At 33.6% G+C, this 24,011-nt stretch carries 15 protein-coding genes and 1 riboswitch; of the genes, 4 read left to right on the top strand and 11 right to left on the bottom strand.

Going from position 1 to position 24,011, the window contains the following annotated elements:
- Window position 1 precedes the first annotated feature (1 nt).
- From alc to HM981_RS02740, 11 genes are all read right to left on the bottom strand, one after another.
- Window positions 2–1,000, bottom strand: a complete 999-nt coding sequence (gene alc / locus HM981_RS02790) for an allantoicase (RefSeq protein ID WP_179337059.1) — start codon at window positions 998–1,000, stop codon at window positions 2–4.
- Entirely contained in the window at window positions 997–2,337 is a 1,341-nt protein-coding gene (allB, locus tag HM981_RS02785) for an allantoinase AllB (protein WP_179337058.1), read from the bottom strand. The genes alc and allB overlap by 4 nt, the downstream gene beginning before the upstream one ends.
- 13 nt (window positions 2,338–2,350) lie before the next feature.
- Entirely contained in the window at window positions 2,351–2,926 is a 576-nt protein-coding gene (locus HM981_RS02780; protein ID WP_179337057.1) for a GNAT family N-acetyltransferase, read from the bottom strand.
- Window positions 2,927–2,935: 9 nt separating this feature from the next.
- On the bottom strand, window positions 2,936–5,260 hold the full coding sequence (locus HM981_RS02775) for a xanthine dehydrogenase molybdopterin binding subunit (protein WP_179337056.1): 2,325 nt from the start codon (window positions 5,258–5,260) through the stop codon (window positions 2,936–2,938).
- Entirely contained in the window at window positions 5,253–6,662 is a 1,410-nt protein-coding gene (locus HM981_RS02770) for an FAD binding domain-containing protein (RefSeq protein WP_179337055.1), read from the bottom strand. Before HM981_RS02770 ends, HM981_RS02775 begins: the two co-directional genes overlap by 8 nt.
- Window positions 6,663–6,826: 164 nt before the next feature.
- Window positions 6,827–7,300 (bottom strand): nucleoside deaminase, encoded by a 474-nt coding sequence (locus tag HM981_RS02765; protein ID WP_179337054.1) that lies wholly within the window; start codon window positions 7,298–7,300, stop codon window positions 6,827–6,829.
- Between the two features lie 158 nt (window positions 7,301–7,458).
- A complete protein-coding gene (tamL, locus tag HM981_RS02760; RefSeq protein ID WP_218846250.1) occupies window positions 7,459–9,744 on the bottom strand; it encodes a translocation and assembly module lipoprotein TamL in 2,286 nt (761 codons plus the stop codon).
- A 2-nt stretch (window positions 9,745–9,746) separates the two neighbouring features.
- Window positions 9,747–14,825 (bottom strand): translocation/assembly module TamB domain-containing protein, encoded by a 5,079-nt coding sequence (locus tag HM981_RS02755; RefSeq protein ID WP_179337053.1) that lies wholly within the window; start codon window positions 14,823–14,825, stop codon window positions 9,747–9,749.
- A gap of 264 nt (window positions 14,826–15,089) precedes the next feature.
- Window positions 15,090–16,097, bottom strand: a complete 1,008-nt coding sequence (locus HM981_RS02750) for an alpha/beta fold hydrolase (RefSeq protein ID WP_179337052.1) — start codon at window positions 16,095–16,097, stop codon at window positions 15,090–15,092.
- 79 nt (window positions 16,098–16,176) lie between these two features.
- Window positions 16,177–17,475 carry an O-acetylhomoserine aminocarboxypropyltransferase/cysteine synthase family protein gene (locus tag HM981_RS02745; protein ID WP_179337051.1) on the bottom strand — a complete coding sequence of 433 codons (1,299 nt, stop codon included), beginning with the start codon at window positions 17,473–17,475 and terminating at the stop codon, window positions 16,177–16,179.
- 142 nt (window positions 17,476–17,617) lie between these two features.
- Window positions 17,618–17,741: riboswitch (SAM riboswitch) on the bottom strand.
- A gap of 102 nt (window positions 17,742–17,843) precedes the next feature.
- On the bottom strand, window positions 17,844–19,391 hold the full coding sequence (locus HM981_RS02740) for a hypothetical protein (RefSeq protein ID WP_179337666.1): 1,548 nt from the start codon (window positions 19,389–19,391) through the stop codon (window positions 17,844–17,846).
- A gap of 147 nt (window positions 19,392–19,538) precedes the next feature.
- Between HM981_RS02740 and HM981_RS02735 the strand changes: the two genes are divergently transcribed.
- The 4 genes from HM981_RS02735 (at window position 19,539) to leuB (ending at window position 24,011) form a co-directional block, all read left to right on the top strand.
- Window positions 19,539–20,714: a 2-isopropylmalate synthase gene (locus HM981_RS02735; RefSeq protein WP_179337050.1), complete on the top strand. Its 1,176-nt coding sequence runs from the start codon at window positions 19,539–19,541 to the stop codon at window positions 20,712–20,714.
- A 76-nt stretch (window positions 20,715–20,790) separates the two neighbouring features.
- Window positions 20,791–22,179, top strand: a complete 1,389-nt coding sequence (gene leuC, locus HM981_RS02730) for a 3-isopropylmalate dehydratase large subunit (protein ID WP_179337049.1) — start codon at window positions 20,791–20,793, stop codon at window positions 22,177–22,179.
- Window positions 22,180–22,260: 81 nt separating this feature from the next.
- Entirely contained in the window at window positions 22,261–22,851 is a 591-nt protein-coding gene (leuD, locus tag HM981_RS02725) for a 3-isopropylmalate dehydratase small subunit (RefSeq protein WP_179337048.1), read from the top strand.
- 41 nt (window positions 22,852–22,892) lie between these two features.
- Entirely contained in the window at window positions 22,893–24,011 is a 1,119-nt protein-coding gene (leuB, locus tag HM981_RS02720; RefSeq protein WP_179337047.1) for a 3-isopropylmalate dehydrogenase, read from the top strand.

Below are 24,011 nucleotides of genomic sequence, written 5' to 3'. Positions count from 1 at the left end.
TTTATTTAATTGTTCCTAAAACACGTAACCTGCTAATGCCACCATCAGGATATATTTTTAATTTAACGTGTGTAACTGGTTGTTCTGTTGGTATAATTTCTTTTTCGAAATGATGCTCTTTATCGGCCTCCAATTTTTGTTGTGGTAATAAAGGTTTCCAATTATGCTTGCCACTTAAAACGTCAGCATCACTATCACAATTACAAACGTCAATAGCACAAGAATCTGGATAGTTGCCTTTAAAATGTTTAGTGTCTACGATGATTTTATGAATTATTCCTGAGTGTCCTAATTTTAAGATCACAAAATCCTCATTATTAGGTGTGCGGTTACGTTTGGTTTCCCAACCGTCTCCCATGTTTTTTCCAGTGGTTGGAGAAATAAGATTATCCATAACACTAAAAAACATATCGTTGCAATGCAATGCTTTTCCGCAATTGTTAACCAGGGCTAAATCAATAAGTTCGTCAGATTTTATTTTAGACCAATCTTTGTATACTTCACCATAAACTCTAAAACGTGCCACTCCACCATCAGGATAAATATGAAGACGAACATGAGTAAAGATTTTATCAGAATTAATTTCGAAAAAATGTTCACTTCCTGGATCTAAAGGCGATTTTGGTAAAATTTCTTCCCAAGGTAAATCTTCTGAATTGCTCCAGTCAGAAACATCTTCACCTAAATTAACAGCTTCAACAGAAGCAAAAGGAGGATGATTTCCTAAAAAGTGATTGGTATCGATATCAAAACCTTTAATCTTTCCTGCTGCTCCTAATTTTATAATAGCCCAATCGTGACCTGGTGTTCTTTTACGTCTAGATTCCCAGCCGTCCATCCATTTACCTCGATCTGTATATTTATCTGCAATAAAAATACCTCGACCTTCTTTAATTAGATTTTCTTTTTCAGCAAAAAAATCATCAGTTGAATATAATACTTGTCCACCGATTTTTTCTGAAGCAAGATCTGTATATTGTTTTAATGTATCTTCTATCATCTATCTTTTAATAATAATTGTCCTTGTTGAAGTGTTTTTAATGTTGAATTCTCAACCACCTGAACACCATTAACAAATGTATGAATTACTTTTCCAAAAACCGCTTCGTTTAAATATGGTGTTGCTTTATGTTGATGCTGAATTGAATCTTCTGAAATTGTAAATTCCTCAGTATCATCCCAAATAGTGATGTCTGCATCAAATCCAACAGCTAAGTCTCCTTTTTTATCATCAATTCCTAAAAACTCTGCTGGTTTCTTTGTTAATAATGGGATGAGCTTTTCAGTTTGTAATCCTCTTTTCTGACCTTCAGAAAATAAAACAGGAAGTGTGAATTGTAATCCCGAAATACCTCCCCAAGCTTTAAAGAAATCTCCACTTTCTAATTGTTTACGTTCCGGTGGAGCAGGTGAGTGGTCTGAGGCCAGAAAATTAAAACCATCGTCTAATAAAAAGTCCCAAAGTTTATTATTGTTAGCTTTTTCTCTAATTGGAGGAGCACATTTAAAAATGGGAGATTCATCAGGAATGGCTTCAGCATTAAAGTATAAATAATGCGGACACGTTTCTACGGTCAGCTTATTGGTTTCTTTTTTGCGCTTCTTAATACGTTCAATACCTTCTGAAGCCGAAAGATGAACAATATGTACTTTTATATCAAACTTTTCTTGAATCGCTATGGCTAAATCAATGGCATTAGTTTCCCAATGTTGAGGTCGTGAATGTAAATATTCTTGATAGCTTTTTGGGTTTGTAACTTCAGGAACATCATCATCAGTTAATTCACAATGAAGCAATAAAGGCATATCATATTGTTTTAGAATAGGCGCAATAGCTTCTAAATCTAGTTTTGAGACATTAGGGAATTCATCAATTCCTGAATGTGATAAAAAACCTTTAATTCCAAAAACACCCGCTTTAATTAAGTCTTCAATATCCTTTTTATTTGTTGGAATAACACCTCCATAAAAGCCACAATTGACATGAAGTTTTCCCTTAGAAGCGTCTTGTTTTAATAGAAAGGATTTTATGTTTGTAGTAACTGGACTTGCATTTAAGGGCATTTCAATTAATGTAGTCACTCCTCCTATGGCAGCAGCTTTGGTCGCTGTATCAAAACCTTCCCAATCTTCTCGTCCAGGTTCGTTAATATGAACGTGAGCATCAATAATTCCAGGCATAACGATGAGGTTATTGTAATCTAGAAAAGGAATGGTCACAGCATCATGATACCCTAAATGGATATTATGGATTTTATTATTTTTAATATGAAGTGTCGCTTCAGTAAATTGATGATCAATAAAACAACGTTTGCTGTGTATTAAAAACTCTGTCATAAGCTATATTTAATTAGGCGATATCTGATTTTAATAAACAATAAATTTCACTATCCAAAAATTGGCCATCATAATAGAAGTTCTCTCTAAAAAGCGCTTCTAGTTTAAATCCAAATTTAAGTAATAGCGATTTTGAATTACTGTTTTCGGTGTTTACATTAGCTTCGTAACTATGAAGATTGATGTTATCAAACCCAAAACGAATTATAGTATTTAAAGCTTCTGTCATATAGCCTTTACTCCAGGAATCAGGATGTAAAACATAACCGATTTCACCTCTAGAATTTTGCTTGTCAATTCTCCAAATTCCGAAATCACCTATTTGTGTGTTCGTGCTTTTTTCTATAATAACCCAAGTAATTCCGCTTTTTTCTTGAAATGCTTTAATATAACCTTCAATTCTATGTGCTGTATCCGTAGTGCTTTTTGGAATAGCGCTATCCATATATTTAGATACGTCTTTATGACTTCTAATACAAAAAAGTACTTTCGCGTCAGATTTTCTATAGGCTCTAAATATTAATCTTTCACTTTCTAATTCAGGAAATGTTTCAAAAATGCGCGTGTTAATTCGTGTTTCTTTATCCATTTAAATCCTTTAGTTATTATATAAGCCCATCAGCACTTTTTCAGGAGTCATTGGTGCATGAAATTCTAAATCATAATTAGAATTAAAAGCTTTTATGGCATTTTGAAGTGCAAAATAAGCGCCAATACCATACATTAAAGGTGGCTCACCAACGGCCTTAGATTTTAAAATGGCCATATCATTTCCTTCGGTTTCTACAGGAATGACTTCTACACTTTTTGGAACAGAAAATATATCAGGTATTTTATAAGTTGAAAGCGCGTTTGAGAGTAATTTACCTTCGTCATTATAAGCAATTTCTTCCATGGTCATCCAGCCGATACCTTGTATTAAAGCACCTTCTACCTGACCCAAATCAATACCTTCACTCATGCTTTTTCCGTAATCGTGCACGATTTTAACGGAGTCAAATTCGTAAGTGCCACGTGTGCAATCTACAGTCACCGTTGTAATTGCTGTGCCGTAAACATGATAGGCAAAAGGATGTCCTTTTTCTTTCGTTTTATCAAAGTGAATTTCAGGTGTGGCGTAATGTGCATTTTCAGTTAAAGCAACACGTTTTAACATGGCACTACTAATAAGTTCTGTCCAGGATAATTCTGATGGTTTATCATTTATAAAGACAGATTCATCTTTTAAATTAATGTCCTTTTCTGACACATTTAAGTCTTCTGAAGCTACTAGTTTTAAGCGTTCCACTAAAGCATTACAAGCCATTAAGGTGGCTTTTCCGTTTAAATCGGCTGTAGAACTCGCAGCAGAAGGCGATGTATTAGCAACACGCGTAGTATTGGTGGTTTCTATTTTGATTTTATCAATAGGAATCGAAAATACATCTGCAGCAATCTGCATCATTTTGGTATTCACTCCTTGTCCCATTTCAACAGCAGCAGTACTTATGCCAACACTACCATCTAAATAAATATGAACCAAAGCACGCGCATGATTCATTGGAGTGTTGGTAAATGAAATACCAAAGGTAATTGGCATAAACGACAACCCTTTTTTAAACGCTGTATTGTTTTTGTTGAAATCAGCAACCTCTTGTTCTAAAGCTTCACTATTAAATATGTTTTTAGCCGAATGCCATGTGTTTTTGGCTTCTACTTTTTTAGCAATTTGTCCATAGGAGAACGTATCATTTTCATCTAACAAATTCGCTTCCTGAATTTGTCTAGCTGAAACCCCAATTTCAGAAGCGGCTTTTGCAATCGCAGACTCAATAACAAACATACCTTGTGGTCCACCAAAGCCTCTAAACGCTGTGTTTGGTGGTAAATTGGTTTTACAACTCAGCACTTTGGTTGTTACGTTTGGCACATAATAACTGTTTGTGGCATGAAACAAAGTCCGTTCTGCAATCGCAGGAGATAAATCTGCTGCAGCACCAGAATTTTGTAAAAATTCCGTTTGATAAGCTAAAATTTTTAAGTCCTTAGATAAGCCAATTTTATAAGTGCTTTCATAAGGATGACGTTTACCTGTCATGCGTAAATCATCATGCCGATTCAGTATCAATTTTACCGATTGGTTTAAGTGATGAGTTGCTAAAGCTGCCATGACTGCCCAAGGTGTTGCTTGATCTTCTTTTCCGCCAAAACCACCTCCAAGTCGCGTGACATCGACTTCAATTTTGTGCATAGCAATACCTAAAACTTGTGCAATTGTTTTCTGTACAGAAGTTGGTCCTTGTGTAGAGGACGTCACTTTTATATTGCCATTTTCTAAAGGTTCTGCATAAGCTCCTTGTGCTTCGATATATAAATGTTCTTGACCGTTAGAAAAAGTTTCCCCTTCAAAAACATAGTCACAGTCTGTAAATGCTTTTTCGGTATCTCCTAAACTAAAAGAACGTGGTGCATTGATAAAACTACCTTTTGCTTTGGCTTCTTTTGCCGTGGTAATTACGGGTAAGTCTTCGATTTCAATTTCGATTAAACCTCTAGCTTTTCTGGCAATAAATTCTGATTCGGCAACAATTAAAGCAATTGGCATGCCCCAAAAATGGACGTCATGTTCTGCAAATAAAGGTTCGTCTGGAATAATACCACCAATTTCATTTTCACCAGGAACATCTTTATAAGTAAAAATACGTTCTACACCTTCCAGAGCTTCTGCTTTAGAATAATCGATGTGTTTTATTTTTCCGTGTGCTTTTGGTGAGTCAAAAACCACGGCGTGAAATGTGCCTTGTCTAATATTAACATCATCAACATATAACGATTCACCACGAACGTGTGTGTAAGAATCTAAGTTTTTAATGCTTTGTTTTAATGACAGTGAAACCGCGTCTAACTTAGTGTTTAAGATTTTATTTGATTTGTTTTTATGCATGCTGAATAAAATCGTTTAAGGTGAAATTATTGGGGAACAACTCTGTAAAATGTGCAAAAAACAATTGTCTTGCGAGCAAACGCTTATAATCACTAGTTCCGCGAACATCACTAATTGGAGTGATTTCCTTTTGAAGTTGATTGCTAGCGTCTAAAATTGTTTCTAACGTTAATGGTTTTCCTGTTAAGAAAGTTGATGTATTATGCAAGTATTTTGGAATTGCCGCAACACCACCAATAGAAACGTGTGCTTCTGAAAAGGTCTCGTTTTCTACAGAAAAATGTACGGCAGAATTGACACTTGCAATATCTAAATGTGTTCGTTTACACACTTTTTCAAAATTGAAAGAGGATGCTTTTGTAGGTAATTTAAAGCTGATTTCTTTTAGAAGTTCATCGCTCTTTAAATCGTATGTTTTATAACCTTGATAAAAGTTTTTAAGCGCAACGGTTCTTTCTTGTTGTTTAGAATTTAGGATTGTAATATCACTATTAAGTGCCAATAAAAATATAGTCATATCACCAATAGGTGACGCATTAACTAAATTTCCTCCTAAAGACGCCATATTTCTAATCTGCTCAGAAGACACCAATTTTAAGTGCTTTTTTAAATTGGGTAAACTATGGTTTAGGGCTTTATGATTCCATAAATCTGAAACTGTAGTGTTGGTACCAATCATGCAAATGCCATTTTCAATAGTGATGCCTTTTAAATAATCTTTCTCGGCAATGAGATGCACGTCGTTATCCGCTAAGTGATCTGCTTTTTGAACGTATAAATCTGTTCCTCCAGAAACATATTTTCCTTTGGGTTGATTTAAATATCGACCTTCAATGTCCTTTAGTCGTTGTGGAATGGTTTCAAAATACTCAGGAATAAATTCATTGTCAATTAACCATTTTAAAGAAGTTTTTTCTTGATGTTCTAGTTTTTCAACGACTTGGTGTGCTGCTTTTTCAATGGCTTTATAACCTGTGCATCTGCAAATATTTCCACTAATGGCATCAATAGCATTATTGTAGTTGTTTTCAGAATTTAATAACGCAAAACCTGTTAAAGCAACCACAAAACCAGGTGTGCAAAATCCGCATTGTGTTGCGTAATTTGCTCTCATGGCTTCTTGAGCTGTGGTTAATTTATTTTTAAGATTTGTGCCTTCAACCGTTACAATGTGTTTGCCATGCGCATTTCCCAATGGAGAAATACACGATGTAATACTTTGGTATTCGATGATGTCGTTGGTTAATGTGCCAACTAAAAGGGTACAAGCACCACAATCGCCTTCACGACAACCAATTTTGGTTCCTGTGAGACGTTGCTGGTAACGCACAAAATCTAATAAAGTCATTCCAGAATGTTCTGAAGTTTTTATGATTTTGTTATTTAGGATGAAGGTGATCATGTTAGTTATTTCAATTATAAATGAATTAAAAATGTAACGATAGCGTCACTTCTAATGAAATTCCTTTTTCAGAATTTTCTATCGAGAAGCTTTTTTTAGTAACAAAAGTTCTCGATACATTTCGACCCAAAAGTCGAAACACTCGAACTGACGTATTGGATTATTTAGTATTCCGTTTTATCTAGCTTTTTAGTCCATTCCTGAAATGGTTCTAATGCAACCTCACGAGCTAATTGTTCAAAAGGAATACTTCGTTCTGAATATGGTAATGGAATTTCTTTATAAATAAATTCGTCATCAAAGCCAATATTAGCAGCATCTACTTGGTTACTTCCATAATATACCTTGTCTGGTCGTGCCCAATAAATAGCGCCTAAACACATTGGGCAAGGCTCGCAAGAGGTGTAAATTTCACAACCATCTAACTGAAAAGAATCTAGGTTTTTACAAGCATCTCTAATGGCTGTAACTTCAGCATGTGCTGTTGGATCGTTGGTAGAAGTTACTTTATTATTTCCGCGACCTACTATTTTTCCATCCTTTACAACGACGCAACCAAATGGTCCACCTTCGTTGTTATTCATTCCTTTTAGCGCTGCGTTTACAGCTTCTTTCATGTATTGTTCTTTATCTGACATATAAATATGATTCTGTGTTTTTAAAAATTGGGAATTAATAAAGATATAATAATTTTAGGAATTAGATGCGAGTCGGATAGGCTTTTAGAAATCAAACCTGAGGTATATTTCTTTAAAACGTAAAACGAATTTGTCGATTTTGGTTATCTATAAAGGATTTAAAATGAATAGCCAATAGCAAAATTCAGTACAGGTTCATCTGCTTTAAAGTCCCATCGTTTCCCCTCTTCTAAGGAAGGGTCATGAAATGGTGCTGCCAAATCAAAACGAATAACAAAGCCCTGAATATCAATGTGTAATCCGACTCCAGTTCCCATTCCAAATTCATTTATAAAGTTAGATGTAAATTTATCTTCGCCATCAAAAACAGAATTGGCTTTAGAGTTCCATATATTTCCTGCATCTGCAAATACTGCACCTTTAAAAAATGAGAATAACGGAAAACGATATTCGATATTGGCTTCTAATTTAATATTTCCTGTTTGGTCCCAATATGTAGCATCACTATCATCATCGCTATCGTCATCATAAGTTCCAGGTCCTAAGGATCGTGTTTTAAAAGCTCTAACACTATATGGTCCTCCAGAAAAATATTGTTTTACATACGGAATAACTTCAGAATTCCCGTAAGGCATACCATAACCAGCGAATAGTCTTGTAGCTAAAGTTTGTGCTCTATCTTTACCAAAGTTAAGGTGAAATCTAAAATCTAGATCTGCTTTTGCATACTGTGCGTATTCTAACCCTAAAAATTCTTTGGGTTCTCCAGACGTGGTTTCTTGTCCTAACAAGCTAATAGAATTACCTGCAACATCTAAAGTAGTGTTTAGATAAAACTGATTTGGATCGTTGGTATCTACCATTTCATTATACGTGAATGAAAATGTCATTCCTGATATAAATTGTTGATCGAAACTTTGTTGCAGGTATAAATTGTCATCTAAAATAGCTTCAAATTCATCGGTTGTATTTGATAGTCTCGTGTAGCTTACAGAAATAGGATTAAACTGATAAGTAATAAATTTATTAGCATTCCAAGAATATCCAAACTGCCCACTTCCTGAAAGCAATGTGTACAATTCGCTTCTATTTAGATAATTAAGGCTGAGACTTGTTTTTGTTTTGGGAATTGAATATTTAAAGAAATCCGTGTTGATTTTTACAGGAAATAAAACACGAGGAAAAATGAGTTCGGTTGTTAATCCTAATTCCACACTGCTAAGTCCTGCATCGTCATCGCTACCAAATTGCGATTCGTAACCTAAATTAGTACTAATGTTTAATGTTTCTCCTCCTTTAAAAACATTTCGATTACTATAAGTTAATGCTAAATGAGGTCCTGTGTAATTATTAGATTTTGTAACCGCTTGTAACTCTAAACGTACGGCACGGTTGGTTAATGGTGATAGAAAAATATTAGCTTCGAGAATTCCTAAACTATCTGTGAGTAGCGAGTCTATTTCTTTATATTGAATATTAACATATTTATAGGCTCCAATTTTTGATAAGCGTCTAGCAGTGTTTTTTGACGTTTCAGGACTGTAAAGTTCACCTTCTTTTAAAGTGATGAATTCATCTAGATATTTAGGTTCTATAAAGAGTGAATCTTGTATGTAATTTTTGTTGTTGAACCGTTCTGGTTTAATGTATGTGGAATCTTGTATGTCGTAATTTGCAAGGACATTTATTTTTGAAATTCGGTAAGGAATAGTCGCTTTCTCTGGAACTTCGGCTTTTAATTTTAAAAATAAATCGAAACGTTTGTTGTCATATTGATTTGTGTCAGCTTCAAAAATGAAGAAATCTGGATTGAGGTTATAATAGCCTTTTTGCTTTAGTCGCGTATCAATACGTTGGCGTTCTAATTTCATATTAGACAAATCGAAGCGCATATTCTCTTGAAAAGGGGAACTTTTTATGACCTTTTTTATGTCTTTATAAAGTTGTGTAGGCATAGAGTCTACTTGGAAACGCTCCATTTTATAAGGTTCCGTGATTTTTAACTGATAATTAGCGGAAGCTTCATTTTCTTTTTCTTCAAAAGAAGATGTTGCAGTACTGTAGAAAAATCCTTTGTTTTCTAAACGATTTCTTAACACCGCCTCAACCTCAAAAGCGTTTACACTAGATTGATAAACGGGTTTTTCTCCAACTTGTTTATAGAGCCATTTATTAATGAATCCTGGATTCTCTTTTTGGTTTTTGTAATAATAATATAAACCCAAATGCATTCCTAAAAACTTAGAATTGGGTTCGGGTCTTAAAATGGTTTCTAATTCCGTTTTTAAATCCTCTTCGTTTTTTATGATCGAATCAGATTCAATTTCAATTTTAGCACCAGTATATAAACGTTCACCTTCAGGAATGTGTTTTGTTATACTGCATGAGTATAAAATTAGTCCGAAGAAAATAAAAGAAATACTATGTTTTAAAGTTCTATTCAAGTTTAATTCTTTTTCTGTTCAATACTTTTATCTGTAGCGTCTTGTTCCTTTTGTTGCGCTTCTTTTTCAGCTTTTGCTTTCTCTTCTTTATTAGAACGTAAAATAGCATCCCAAAGTTCGCTAAATTGGTTAAATTCTTTAGTAAATATTAAGCTAATACCACTTACTATAGTTTGACCATCTATTACATTTTCAAATTCACTTTTTCTAAAGCCTTTTAGTCGGTATCTTCCGTCTTCTGTCAATGCATATTCTAAACTTACATTACCAATTATAGGTGTTGCTTCGTCAGTACTACTGCTGCCTTGTATGTCTACATCGCTACCTACACTAACGGTTAACTTGTCGTTAAATAGCTTTTTCTTTGCAGCAATTTCTAACTCTGTACGATCTGTTGGAGAGTCTCCTTGATAATCAGTATAACTATTAAGTCCAAAATCGAGTTCAATACCAGAACTGCCTAATAATTTGTCTGAAAACGCATTAAGCTGATCAGAAACCGCATCATTTAAATTGTCTCTCGCAATCGTTGCAAAACCACCATCACTACCATCGCTACCAGAATCTGGGTAAAATCGATTAAGGACTAATAACGAAAAGACCTGTCGATTAAGTTCTCCTTCCTGCTGGCTAATTTGTTGTACTCTGGTATAAACTTGTCCGCTAATTGCTCCTTGTTCTTCTTCTGGCATATCTAAACCAAATGAAATTTTAGGTTGTAAGAGTTCTCCATCAATGTTAAGGTAAACATTAAAAGGTAATACTTCTTGGTATTTGCTTTTTACAGATGAATCTGCACCAGAAATTTGAGATGCCATTAATCCATAAGCTGAGGTTTCTAAATTATATATGGCACGTACATCTAATTTGGCATCAAAAGGATCGCCAGACCAAGTAACGCGACTTCCTTTGGCTATTAGGAATTTTCGGTTAACTAAATTGTAAAGGTTAAGTTCATAATGGCCTTCCGAAATTTCATAAGCACCAGTTAGTGTTGTTCTTCCATTAGGTTTCATGGTGAACACAAAATCTCCTTCTCCCGAAATTTTAAAATTATCACCAGTTTCTTCATCTATAATTATAGTGACTGCAGCATCTTTTCCGACGTTGAATAACGCCCTAATATCAAAACCTTTAATCGTTGCTGTTTGTTCTTCTGTTTGGGTGAGAATTGCATCTCTGTTTTCTCGATTTACAAATACAACCACACCATCACGTTCTTCTACACTAGCTACAGATGAAGGTAATACATAGGTGAAATCCGTATCTGAACCTAAAGTCAATTTAGCATCTAATTTTGGGATTTGTAAATCACCAGTGAGTTTTGCATTAGCGTCAAAAGTAACTTTGCCGTAAAATTCTTCGTTATCTTCTTTAGTGGCATTTAAGACTTGAAAATTGGTGGTTTTTACACTTAAATCGAATGTTGGATTAATAAAACTTTCGGTGCCAACTTTTCCTGAAACGACCAAAGCATTGTTGTTTTCATCACGAATGGTGAAATTAGTCATGGACAAACCTTGGTTATTAATGTTTAGTGTTTCATTAGCCATGCTAAACTTCGTGTTCAATTTGGCAACATTAAAACCGGCCTTTTTAAATGTTAGGCTGCCATCATATTTAGGATCTGACGTTGATCCTGTAACTTTAAATACACCAGAGAAACTACCTTCAGTGTCTTTAATTTCGCCCAACGATAAGGTGTTGAGGGCTTTCATTTTGAAATCGTTGATGTTAAAATCTAGATCGAGATTTGCGTTGTTGTTACTTACAGTGTAATCTCCAACGAGATCAAAATCAATATCACCACCTTTTAGTCCTGCATTAAACGCATAACTATTATCACCAAGTGAATTTCCATTAATACTCAAAGTGCCTAAATCGGTTTTAAGCATTTTAAATTGTTCAATATTTAAATTGGCTAATACACCAGCATTAGTAAAAGGATCTTCAAGAATAAAATTACCTTTTAGCAAACCTGTTGCTAATTTATATTCTGGATTTAAATAATTGAAAACCGCACTGATATCAAAATTTTCGAACTCAACAGCGATATGATCTTTTGAAACAGTCTCTAATTTATCTGTTATTTCAATAGACTGATTGTTTTTGTTGATTTTAAACTCATTGAATTCAAGGCTGTTGTTGGCAAAAATTATTTCATTGTTTTCAGGAATTGTCCAGTTTTCTTTGTTTAAAACTAAACTATCCGGATTTATGTTGAATCTTAAACGCTCACGATTACCTGTTATTTTGGTACTGACGTTCATGAGCTGTTCATCTTTATAATAACCTAAAAAGTTAAGCGCTAATTCATGGTTAGCTTGTTTACCTGTTATTATAGTTTTAGGAACATCTAAAGGACCAGCACTTATATTTTTAAACCCAAGATTGAAGCTGAAATTTTCTTTGTCTGTAAGCATAGAAAAGGCAAGACTGTCTAATTTATTACCACTATAATTAATATGTGGTGCTGTAATATTTGCTTCAAGTTTACGCGCTTTTTCATTGAAATCTATAGCAACAGCAATGGTGTCTAAATCTTGCACATTAACTAAAAAAACGTCTTTTAGTAAAGGCGACTGTGCAACTTTACCTTTCAAATTTAAATTTACAAAATCACTAATGGTATCCGAGACTACTTCATCTCTATAAAAATAACTTAAAACGTGACGTTGAACAGCTTTGCTAAAGGTTTGCGGATTGGCATTGGATTTTAAATCAATACCTAAAATCTTGTTTTTAACTGACACTGAAGTTGTGTCTTTATCCACATGAGCCAAAGCCTTTAAGCTACCAATGAGATAACTTCTATTATCATAAACTACAACGCCATCTTCGATGTTAGCACTAGCATCGTATATATCTTGGTTGCCTTTAAAATCTACCGTAATATTCATGGCCGTTTTAATATTTCGACTCATTAAACCAAGCGATTGTAGGTTGGCTCCGATAACGTTAATTTGGACATTTGCTTCAGGAGAAATAGAATCTAAAACAACATACGTATCTAGGTTTATATTCAGATTACTGTCTTTGTATTCCGAATGAATATTACCAGTTCCATTTTTAACTTCGCCATTAAGTTTAAGGTCTTTTATGGCATAATTATTAAGCTTAAATTCAGAAATTGTAGCATCTAAGGTTGCATCTAGCGTGTTAATGTTGTTTCCGCTTCCTTGAGATTTTATTTGAAGACTTAATGCTCCAAATTGCGAATCGTTAAGTAATTCGTTTACTTTATAATCGTCAATATCAATTGTGGCATCATAAGAAATTTGGTCCTTATTTTTAAAGCTACCATCAATAGTTGCTATCCCTTGAGTACTTGTTAATTTTGCTTTTGCAGAAATATCTTCAAGATTTCCTTTAAACTGAGCAGTAAGTTTAACCGCTTTAGGTAAGCTGACACCTAAATCGGCTTCATTTACAAATTGAATTAAATCAGATCGTTTTGTTACTGCTGTAAATTTCGGAATATTGAATTGAAGTGTTTCAGGGTTTGTAATATTTTGAAGTGATCCGTTGGTTGAAATTGTTGTTGTGTTTCCCCAATTTAATTTTGCGTTTGTTAAATCAATTGACGCTAAAGTACCAGAAGCATTAATGTTTCCTGTAAGTTGTTTTTTACTGAGTTTATTAAGGTATTCGTTATTTTTTAAATCGGGTTGAAATCTGAATATTTCAGATAAGGATAAACTAAGTGACGGTAAATTTACATTTACAGTGGTTGTTTCTGGACGATCTATTAGTTTTGAAAGTGAACTGTAATCTAATTGTGCAGCACCAGAAATACTGTTGTTATTTAATTTGAATTGGAAATCATCCAATTGCATTTGCTTATCTGTAGCCTTAAAGTTGATCGCTAATTGTTTAAGGTTTAATCCTGAAAATTCGTTAAAATTAAATTGTTCTAAATCGAGTGTTGCGTTCTTATCTTTTAGTGTAATATCTTTAGCTTGAAACGTAAATTCTGATAAAGCAATAGCATTTGGATTAAAAACACCGTTTTTTGGTTGCGCATTGCCAACACGATAATCGATTTGGTTATTTTCGAAATCAATTGCAGCAATATCAATTTTTAGTTGAGGCCATTCAAAAGCAATGCTTTCTGTTTTTGTGTCCTTTGGTGTGACTACTATTTGTTGAGTCATTCCATTAATTTCAGCTTCGGTTGTTAAGCTGATTTTAGAATTTTTAAGTGTAATATTTTTAAGGCTAAAATCGCTATCTGCTAAATTTATAATTGGAGATTCTGTTGAGAATTCTGAAATATTAATATCGGAAATTAATCGTTCGGGTTGTGATTCGTAATAAGCAACTACATTGTTTAATGCAATAGTTTCAAAAGCTAATTTTGGTAGAGGAGTCTCTGAAATCGTAGTGTCAATCGCTACAGGTTTCTGAATAAACTTAATGTTGGAGTCGCTAAGTTCAATGGTTGAAGCGTCAAAAATCATGTCTTCCAAATTGGTAGTTTCCATTTGGGCTTTTAACTTGCCAATTTTAAATCTAGAATCGATGCCAGCAACGGCATCATCAAAAACAATATCAAAATTGTTAAAATTTAAGTTGCCTAAAACTAGATTTAGTGGAGTAGACGTGGTGTCTGTTTCAACGGTTGTCGTATCTGTTGAGGCAAAAGCATCAATAAGAAATTGAAAATTATAACCTGTAATACTATCTTTTCTAATAATATTGGCACGTAAACCATCCCAATCTAAAGCGTCTACACCAACACCTTCTCCGCGTATCATTTTCCATAATGGAATATTGGCTTCTAATGATTTCGAGTAGACTAGAGTATCACCTTTAATGTCTTCGAGATACAAGCCATCGAGTTGTACATCGCCATCAAATGTGATAAAAAGTTTTTCTATGGCAACTTTAGTTCCTGTTTTATCAGCGACGAAATTGACAGCTTTATCTACGATAATAGATTGTCCCCAAGGACTGCGAACAAAAAGAATCACCAAAAATAAAAACAAAAGAATGCCTAACAGAACGCGTAATGTTCTGCGAAGCCAACGAAACTCTCGTTTTCTTGGTGATTTGGGTGCTTTGTTTTCGGTGTTATTCAATAGTCAAATATATACGCTTAAAAGTATTGTATTGGTCTCAATTGCAATTAATTTTAACGCTGATGGTTTAGAATTTAGTAAAAATTGTAGTGTAACTCTTTTGACTATTACTTTTGGTTTGTATTAAAATGATTAGATCAAATTATTTTTATTCTCTTTTAGTAAAAAAAATAGTATTTAAAAGATACGTGTTTTATTCTAAATATATAAATCAAAAAAGCCGAACGGTTAGTTCAGCTTTTTTTTTAATTATATTATAAATTGTTATGCAACTTGCGTCTCAAGTTTTTTATTAGATTTCAATTGCGATGAAAAAATAGGTTTCAAAAAACGTGATAATTGATCAAATTCTATTAAAAAAGCATCGTGACCGTGAACGGATTTAATTTCATGTATATTAACATTGTCTTTTACAGCTTTTAAGTCTACATAAGTATTCCAGTTTTCATCCGCTTTAAAGAACAAATCAGAGTTAATAGTAATGATATGAATATCACTTTCAATATTTGACGCTACCTCTAAAAAATCAGTTCTATTTCTCGTAATATCTATAGTTCGTAAAATCTGATTCATCAATTTATAAGCAGCAACCTGAAATCGATTTTCTAGTGCATTACCATGATAACTCAACCAAGATTCAATGTTGTAAAGTGAATCACTTTTTTTAGTGCGTTCAAATTTTTGTGTCAAGGATTCAGGCGTACGATATAAGGTCATAGCGTGCATTCTGGCATCTACTAAAGGCTGCGAAGAATTGTTTAATAAAGAATCTTGAATATGGCAATTGGCAATCACCCAATCCGTAGATTTCCAGTCGGTTGCAATTGGGATGAGATGTTGAATTAAACGTGGTTTTAATGCTGCTAATTCCCATGCAATTCCGCCACCAACAGAGCCACCTATAACGGCAAATAAATTCTTAATTTTTAATTGCTCTATGGCTAAAGCAAATAATTTGGCAATATCTCTCGCTGTAAAGTCTTTGTAATTTTCAATGCAGTTTTCTGCAATATTATCGAAGCCATTACCAAGAATATTAAACGCTAAAATGGTATAGTTATTTGTGTCTATGCATTTGTTATCTCCAATGATATCATTCCACCAACCGTCTTTTCCAACCACATTTGAGTTTCCGGTAAGGGCATGGTTGACTAAAATTATGGGAGCAGAATGTAGGGCTTTACCAAAAGTTTGGTAAGACAATTTTGCAGAAATACTTTTGCCGTTTTCCGTAATATAATTTGCAATTTGTATGAAATGTAGTTTTTCCATCTTAAATTTTATTAATTAAAACAGATGTCTATAATAATAAAGACATCTGTTCTTAAATAAACAAAACACGAAATATGTATTAATTTTGAAGTGCTTTTTGCTGCTTTACAACTGCAAAAGCTTCTTTTAAATCTTCTTTTAAATCTTCAATATTTTCAATTCCAACAGATAAGCGAATTAAATCTTTTGTAACACCTGTAGTTTCTTGTGCATCATCGCTTAATTGCTGATGTGTTGTACTTGCAGGATGAATGATAAGTGATTTTGTGTCTCCAATATTAGCTAACAACGAAAATAATCTTGTCGTGTCTGCAATGGTTTTAGCAGCTTCATAACCACCATCAACTCCAAAAGTAACCACACCACTTTGGCCTTTTGGTAAATATTTTTTAGCAAGTTCTCTGTATTTGCTACTTTCAAGTCCTGGGTAGTTAACCCATTTGACTTCAGGTTGAGATTCTAACCATGTTGCTAATTCTAGCGCATTTTCACTATGCTTCTGAATACGCAATTCTAAGGTTTCTAAACCTTGAATAATTTGAAATGCATTAAAAGGACTCAAAGCACTTCCGTAATCACGTAAACCTTCAATTCTAATTTTTGCGATGAATGCAGCGGCTCCAATAACTTCGCTATAAACTAAACCATGGTAACCTGCAGATGGTTCTGTAAATTCAGGGAATTTTCCGTTAGTCCAGTCAAAAGTGCCAGCATCGATAATAATTCCACCAAGCGATGTTCCGTTGCCAGTAATGTATTTGGTTAAAGAATGTATAACAATGTTTGCGCCATACTCAATAGGGTTTAACAATGAAGGTGTGGCAACGGTATTGTCTACAATCAATGGGACTTTATGTGCTTTTGCTTGTGCAGAAATAGCTTCGAGATCTAAAACATCTAATTTTGGATTCCCTAAAGATTCTACAAAAATAGCTCTTGTATTTTCTTGCGCTGCTTTACTAAATTCTTCTGGGTTAGAGGCATCTACAAATGTTGTTGTAATCCCGTGTCTTGCTAAAGTGACGTTCAATAAATTGTACGTTCCTCCATACAAACTGCTCGATGCAACAATATGGTCTCCAGCTCTTAATAGTGTTAATAGTGTTGTGGCAATTGCTGCAGTTCCTGAGGCGGTTGCAACAGCTGCAATTCCTCCTTCTAGTGCCGCTAGTCGCTGCTCTAAAATGTCGTTTGTTGGGTTATTTAGACGAGTGTAAATAAAGCCAGGAACAGATAGGTTGAATCTCCCTGCGGCTTCATCGGAATCTTTAAAAACATACGATGATGTTTGGTAAATAGGAACAGCTCTTGTGCCTCCTGTTTGAGTTGTGTCGTGACCTGCGTGCAACGCTTGTGTTGCAAATTTTTGTGTACTCATTTTTCTAAGTTTTTGAATTAATAATAATTAAACCAAAAGCCAAATAAGCCTCTTTGTTCTTTGACCATAGCCGAAGAGTGAAGCGTACTTAATAGAAAAATATTAAAAAGAAAATGCTAATTACAGATGGGTAATTAGTCTTGAGTTATCTATCCAATGTTTCGATTAATGAATCGAGCAATTAAGTAGAATTTAGCACCTTCTTAGTAAATCTAAGGGTTGCTAAGGCTTCATAGGGTCATTCCCTCCGCCTTTCTTGATAACATTTCAGTAAGTGTTTGAACTTTGTGAGCACAAATATTGCAATACAAAAACTACAATTCCAAATAATTCGTCAATTTTATGAGTTTTTTATGAAATTGATAGAATTATGAACTTTTCTTTGCTAAATACTTAGTTTGAATAATTTCGCTAACCGGTTTGTTTTCAATTTTACTCTCTAACCAAGAAATAATATCGAGATATAAAAATGCACGTCGCTCATAAGGATGGTCTTCAAAAGTCTTTAGAGTTTGGTGTAATTTCTTAAAAGCATTTTTCAAATCATGTGGATATATATCTTGCAATCCTCTAATAAATTTTATCATTTCCTTTTGCACTTCATGAAGTTCATTCATCTTAATTAAAAACTTATAAGTACTTCGTAAAAGGGTTTCTAAGTGGTAATCTAAGCCTGCTTCATAATGTGCGACAAGATTTAAAACTCTAGAGAAACAGAGTAAATCTTCACGCATGGATAATGTTTTATTCGAAATAATTTTATCAAGATATTTAATACAAGCTTTGTTGTTGCCAGCTCCAAATTGCAAACTCGCAAACTTGTAGTAGAAAATCATTTTATGATGCGGATCAATTCTATCGTTAAAAGGAATTAATGCTTTTTCAATCTTTGGAATTAAATCTAATCCTTCTTCAAAACTTCCATCAATAAAGTGTTGATTTATGATGTGAAAATTGGTGTAAAGAAAAACTAAAGAGGCAACATTTTCATCTTGTGGAAACGTAGGCGTATTAACAGTGGCTTCAAATTCAGAAAGTTTTTCTAAAAATTTGGGTTTGTTTCCAATATAAAATAAGGCTTCTAAAAGATAGTTGTTTCCTTTTAAAAAGAATACAGGATTCAAATTAACCATACTCGGATTCTGATGAAATAAATCAACCCATTTAGAAGCATATTTATAGCAACTTAAAAAATCTTGAAGTAAAAAACTTTGCCATAAATTAGCTTTATAGAGCCATAATTTTTCTCGAAAGCCTAAAGTTTCAATTTTTACTTTTGGAAGATGTTTATTGAAATAGTCGATGACCATATTGGCTTCTTCCTCATTTTTTATGTAACCGGTTTTTAGAATGGTGCTGTAAAGTTGAAGCGATAAGTTTGAAAGTTTACTCGCTATTACATTGAGCGCACTCAGTTCTTTCGCTTGGATAGCTAATTCATCTGCACGTGTACTTATACTTCTTGTAATGTATTGGGATTCAATAACTTTTTCAAGTTCTACGATTTCAAAGGCCGAATTCTTTTCTTCGTTTGCAATGGCCAATTCTTTGGCTTTATCTAATATTTTTAAACTTTGTTTGTATAAACCCTTGTGATATAATATGGAAGCAAAATCGAGCTGTTCTCTAATCTGTAAACGTACATTTTGATGTGATGGATTTAGCTTTAAACTAATTAAAATCTGCTTGTATAAATGCGCTTTTACATTTGCTAATTGTTGCTTTTTTACAATACCACTTTTTAAAATGGAAGCTTCATTGTATGCTTTAGCTTTATCTAATAAATTAAATAGATTCAGGAATTTTGAATCAGAATTTACACCAAGCCGACCAACATAAAGCTTAAACTGGCGTTTTTCAGATTTAGTTAAGGACTTAACTAATGAGAATAGATTATCTTTTTGGTCTTTAGTTATCAATTTAATATAGGCTTATGTGTTTGTTAATCAATAAATTAAAATATTTTTTCACAACTGAACATCGTAAAGTTACATTAAGAAAGTTATTAAACGCAAATTCAAAACATATATTCGTAAGACAATACTAAAATTATATTTTGATATATGTCAAATAACAATATACAAATCTTCGATACAACACTTCGCGATGGAGAGCAAGTTCCGGGCTGTAAATTAAATTCAGAACAAAAAGTTTTGATTGCAGCGCAATTAGATCTGCTTGGCGTTGATGTTATTGAAGCTGGTTTTCCAGTGTCAAGTCCAGGAGATTTTAAGTCTGTAGAAGCGATTTCAAAAATTGTTAAAAATGCAACGGTCTGTGGCCTAACACGTGCTGTAGAAAATGATATAAAAGTCGCTGCTCAATCTTTACAGTATGCAAAGAGAGGTAGAATACATACAGGTATTGGGACTTCTGATTCTCATATTCTTCATAAATTCAAATCCAATAGAGAAGCAATTATAGAACGTGCTTTTGAGGCTGTGAAATATGCAAAATCATTTGTTGAAGATGTTGAGTTTTATGCCGAAGATGCAGGAAGAACAGAAAATGAATATTTAGCAAGAGTTTGTGAAGCTGCGATTAAAGCAGGAGCAACGGTTTTAAATATTCCAGATACTACAGGATATTGCTTGCCTAGTGAGTATGGTGCGAAAATCAAATATTTAAAAGAAAATGTAAAGGGTATTGAAAAGGCAATTTTGTCTTGTCATTGTCATAATGATTTAGGATTAGCAACAGCAAATTCTATTGAAGGAGTTATTAATGGAGCACGTCAAATTGAATGTACCATTAATGGTATTGGCGAGCGTGCTGGTAATACTGCTTTAGAAGAAGTAGTGATGGTTTTAAAACAACATCCTTACCTTAATTTAGATACAAATATTAATACTTCTATGCTATTTGGAATGAGCCAATTGGTTAGTGATAGCATGGGAATTTATACACAGCCTAATAAGGCAATAGTTGGAGCTAATGCCTTTGCGCATAGTTCTGGTATTCACCAAGATGGTGTAATAAAAAATAGAGCAACTTACGAAATTATAGATCCTAAAGATGTTGGAGTTACTGAATCTGCAATTGTTTTAACAGCAAGAAGCGGAAGAGCTGCTTTGGCGTATAGAGCAAAAAATGTAGGCTATGAACTTACCAAATTACAGTTAGACGATGTGTACGCTAACTTTTTAAGTTTTGCAGACAGAAAGAAGGAAATCAATGATAGTGATATTCATCAAATCATTGAAACGAGTAAGGTTTATCAACAAATAATTTCAGCTTAAAATATAAAGTATTAGTGTAAAAGAACCTTAGTTTTGTAAGGCTTCTAATTACACTAATGCTAATTGAATCTCATTAATGACAACAAAAAAAACACTCTTTGACAAAGTCTGGGATGCGCATGTAGTAAATGCTATAGACAATGGACCGCAAATTCTTTATATAGATAAACATTTAATACATGAGGTTACAAGTCCGCAGGCTTTCAATGAATTGGAAGAACGCGGAATTCCTGTATTTAGGCCTAGCCAAATAGTAGCAACTGCAGATCATAACACTCCAACTTTAAATCAAGATCAACCTATAAAAGACAAGCTTTCTAGGCAGCAATTAGAACAATTGTCTAAAAATTGTAAAAAAAACGATATTACATTATATGAACTAGGTCATAAATACAATGGTATAGTTCACGTCATGGCACCAGAGTTAGGAATTACACAGCCAGGTATGACCATGGTTTGTGGAGATAGTCATACATCAACACATGGTGCGTTTGGAGCTATTGCATTTGGTATTGGTACTAGTCAGGTGGCACAAGTATTTGCGAGTCAATGTTTATTATTAACGAAGCCAAAAAGTTTAAGGGTTTCTGTTAATGGGAAATTGAAGAACGGTGTGTTGCCAAAAGATGTTATTCTTTATATTATTTCAAAACTAGGAACCAATTCAGGTACAGGTTATTTCTGTGAATACGCAGGAAATGTATTTGAAGAGATGAGTATGGAAGGTCGTATGACTGTTTGTAATATGAGTATTGAAATGGGAGCAAGAGGTGGAATGATTGCGCCAGATAATACGACTTTTGAATACGTAAAAGGACGAGAATTTGCCCCAAAAGGTGATGATTTTGAAAAGAAAGTAGCCTATTGGAAAACACTTCCTACAGATGATGGAGCACAATTTGATCAAGAATACAGTTTTGATGCCCAAGACATAGAACCAATGATTACATATGGAACTAATCCAGGAATGGGAATTAAAATTTCTGAAACAATTCCTGTAGATGAGAACCCATCATTTAAAAAATCATTGGCTTATATGAATTTTGAAGCTGGTGAAAGTTTAATCAATAAACCCATCAATTTTGTGTTCATAGGAAGTTGTACTAATTCTAGAATTGAAGATTTTAGAGTGGCAGCAGACTATATAAAAGGAAAGAAAAAAGCAAGTAATGTTACGGCTTGGTTAGTTCCAGGAAGTAAGCAAGTAGAAAATCAGATTATAGAAGAAGGGTTAAAGGCTGTTTTTGAAGATGCAGGATTCGAATTGCGTCAGCCAGGTTGTTCTGCGTGTTTAGCAATGAATGATGATAAGATTCCTCAAGGCGAGTATTGTGTGTCGACTTCTAATAGGAATTTTGAAGGTCGTCAAGGTCAAGGTTCAAGAACTATTTTAGCGAGTCCTTTGGTTGCAGCAGCAACTGCTGTAGAAGGAAAAATCATTGATATTTCAAAGCAACTAAATTGATGTTATACTGTAAGATTTCAAAAATCTTGTAGGTATTTAAAATAAATTAAAAAGAAGATATCCACTTTTGTGGGCATTACTATGGAAAAATTTACAACATTAAAATCTAGAGCCATTCCATTAAATATTGAGAATGTAGATACAGATCAAATTATACCAGCGCGTTTTTTAAAAGCAACGGACAGAAAAGGATTTGGAGATAATGTCTTTAGAGATTGGAGATACGATAAAACAGGTGAGATTAATAAAGATTTTGTCTTAAATGACACTAAATACTCTGGTCAGATACTAGTTGCTGGAGATAATTTTGGGTGTGGATCCAGTAGAGAGCATGCGGCTTGGGCAATTACAGACTTTGGTTTTAAAGTGGTTGTATCTAGTTTTTTTGCAGATATTTTTAAAGGAAATGCATTAAATAATGGATTGCTGCCTGTGCAAGTCTCTAAGGATTTTTTAAGTGACTTACTTAGTCTAGTAGTGTCTAATCCACAGACAGAGTTAGTTGTTAATCTCGAAAATCAAACGATTTCTGTTCCAGATTCAGAATTATTAGAAGATTTTGAAATTGATGCTTATAAAAAGACCTGTATGATCAATGGTTACGATGATATTGATTATCTTGTAAATAATAAAGAACAGATTGAAGCTTTTGAAGCTCATAAAATATATTAACTAAACGTAAGATTTCCGTTAATCTGGAAACAATTTTTTTGATGAAATTAAATATAGCAATTTTACCAGGTGATGGTATTGGTCCAGAAGTAACAAATCAAGCAGTAAAAGCTTTGAAAGCTATCGCTTCAGAATTTAATCACAATTTTAAATTTACAACAGCAGATGTTGGAGCTGTTGCCATAGATAAGCATAATGATGCTTTGCCAGAAAAAACATTAGAGCTGTGTAAAAATACAGATGCTATTTTGTTTGGAGCCATTGGAGATCCTAAATATGATAACGATCCATCAGCAAAAGTACGTCCGGAACAAGGTTTGCTTAAATTGCGTAAAGAATTAGGTTTATATGCAAATATTAGACCTGTTAAAGCGTATAAAACGTTGTTAGATAAATCTCCTCTAAAGAAACATATCATAGAAGGAACTGATATTTCTATCTATAGAGAATTGACTGGAGGTATTTATTTTGGGGAAAAATATTTATCAGAAGATGGTAATTTCGCTTCAGATTTATGTGGTTATTCTCGCGAAGAAATTGAGCGTATTGCACATCTCGCATTTGTTGCTGCAGAAAACAGAAGCCATAAAGTAACCTTAGTTGATAAGGCTAATGTGTTAGAGTCGTCTAGACTTTGGAGAAAAGTAGTAAAAGAAGTTGCAGAACAGTATCCAGATGTTACTCTAGACTTTTTGTTTGTAGATAATGCAGCTATGCAAATGATCTTAAATCCAAAACAATTTGATGTGATTTTAACGGAAAATATGTTTGGAGATATCATTAGCGATGAGGCTAGTGTTATTGGAGGTTCAATAGGTTTATTAGCTTCAGCTTCGGTTGGAGATAAGTATGCTATGTTTGAGCCAATTCATGGGTCTTACCCTCAAGCTGCAAACAAAGGTATAGCAAACCCTATTGCGTCTATTTTGTCTGCTGCAATGTTATTATCGCATTTTGAATTGCATAATGAAGCCGAATTAATTAGGTTAGCAGTAGAAAAATCATTAAAATTAAACATTACTACACCAGATATAAATTCGGTGATAAATACAGTGACGACCTCTAATGTTGGTGACTTTATTGAGGATTTTATTTTTAATCCAAAAGATACCAATCTTAATTTTAAGAACATTCATTTAGGTCAATCTACAATCATATAA

It is taken from the genome of Winogradskyella ludwigii, from assembly GCF_013403985.1.
GTDB lineage: Bacteria > Bacteroidota > Bacteroidia > Flavobacteriales > Flavobacteriaceae > Winogradskyella > Winogradskyella ludwigii.
The sequence above is the reverse complement of the archived record's forward strand: the minus strand, read 5'-3'. Positions and strand labels throughout refer to the sequence as shown.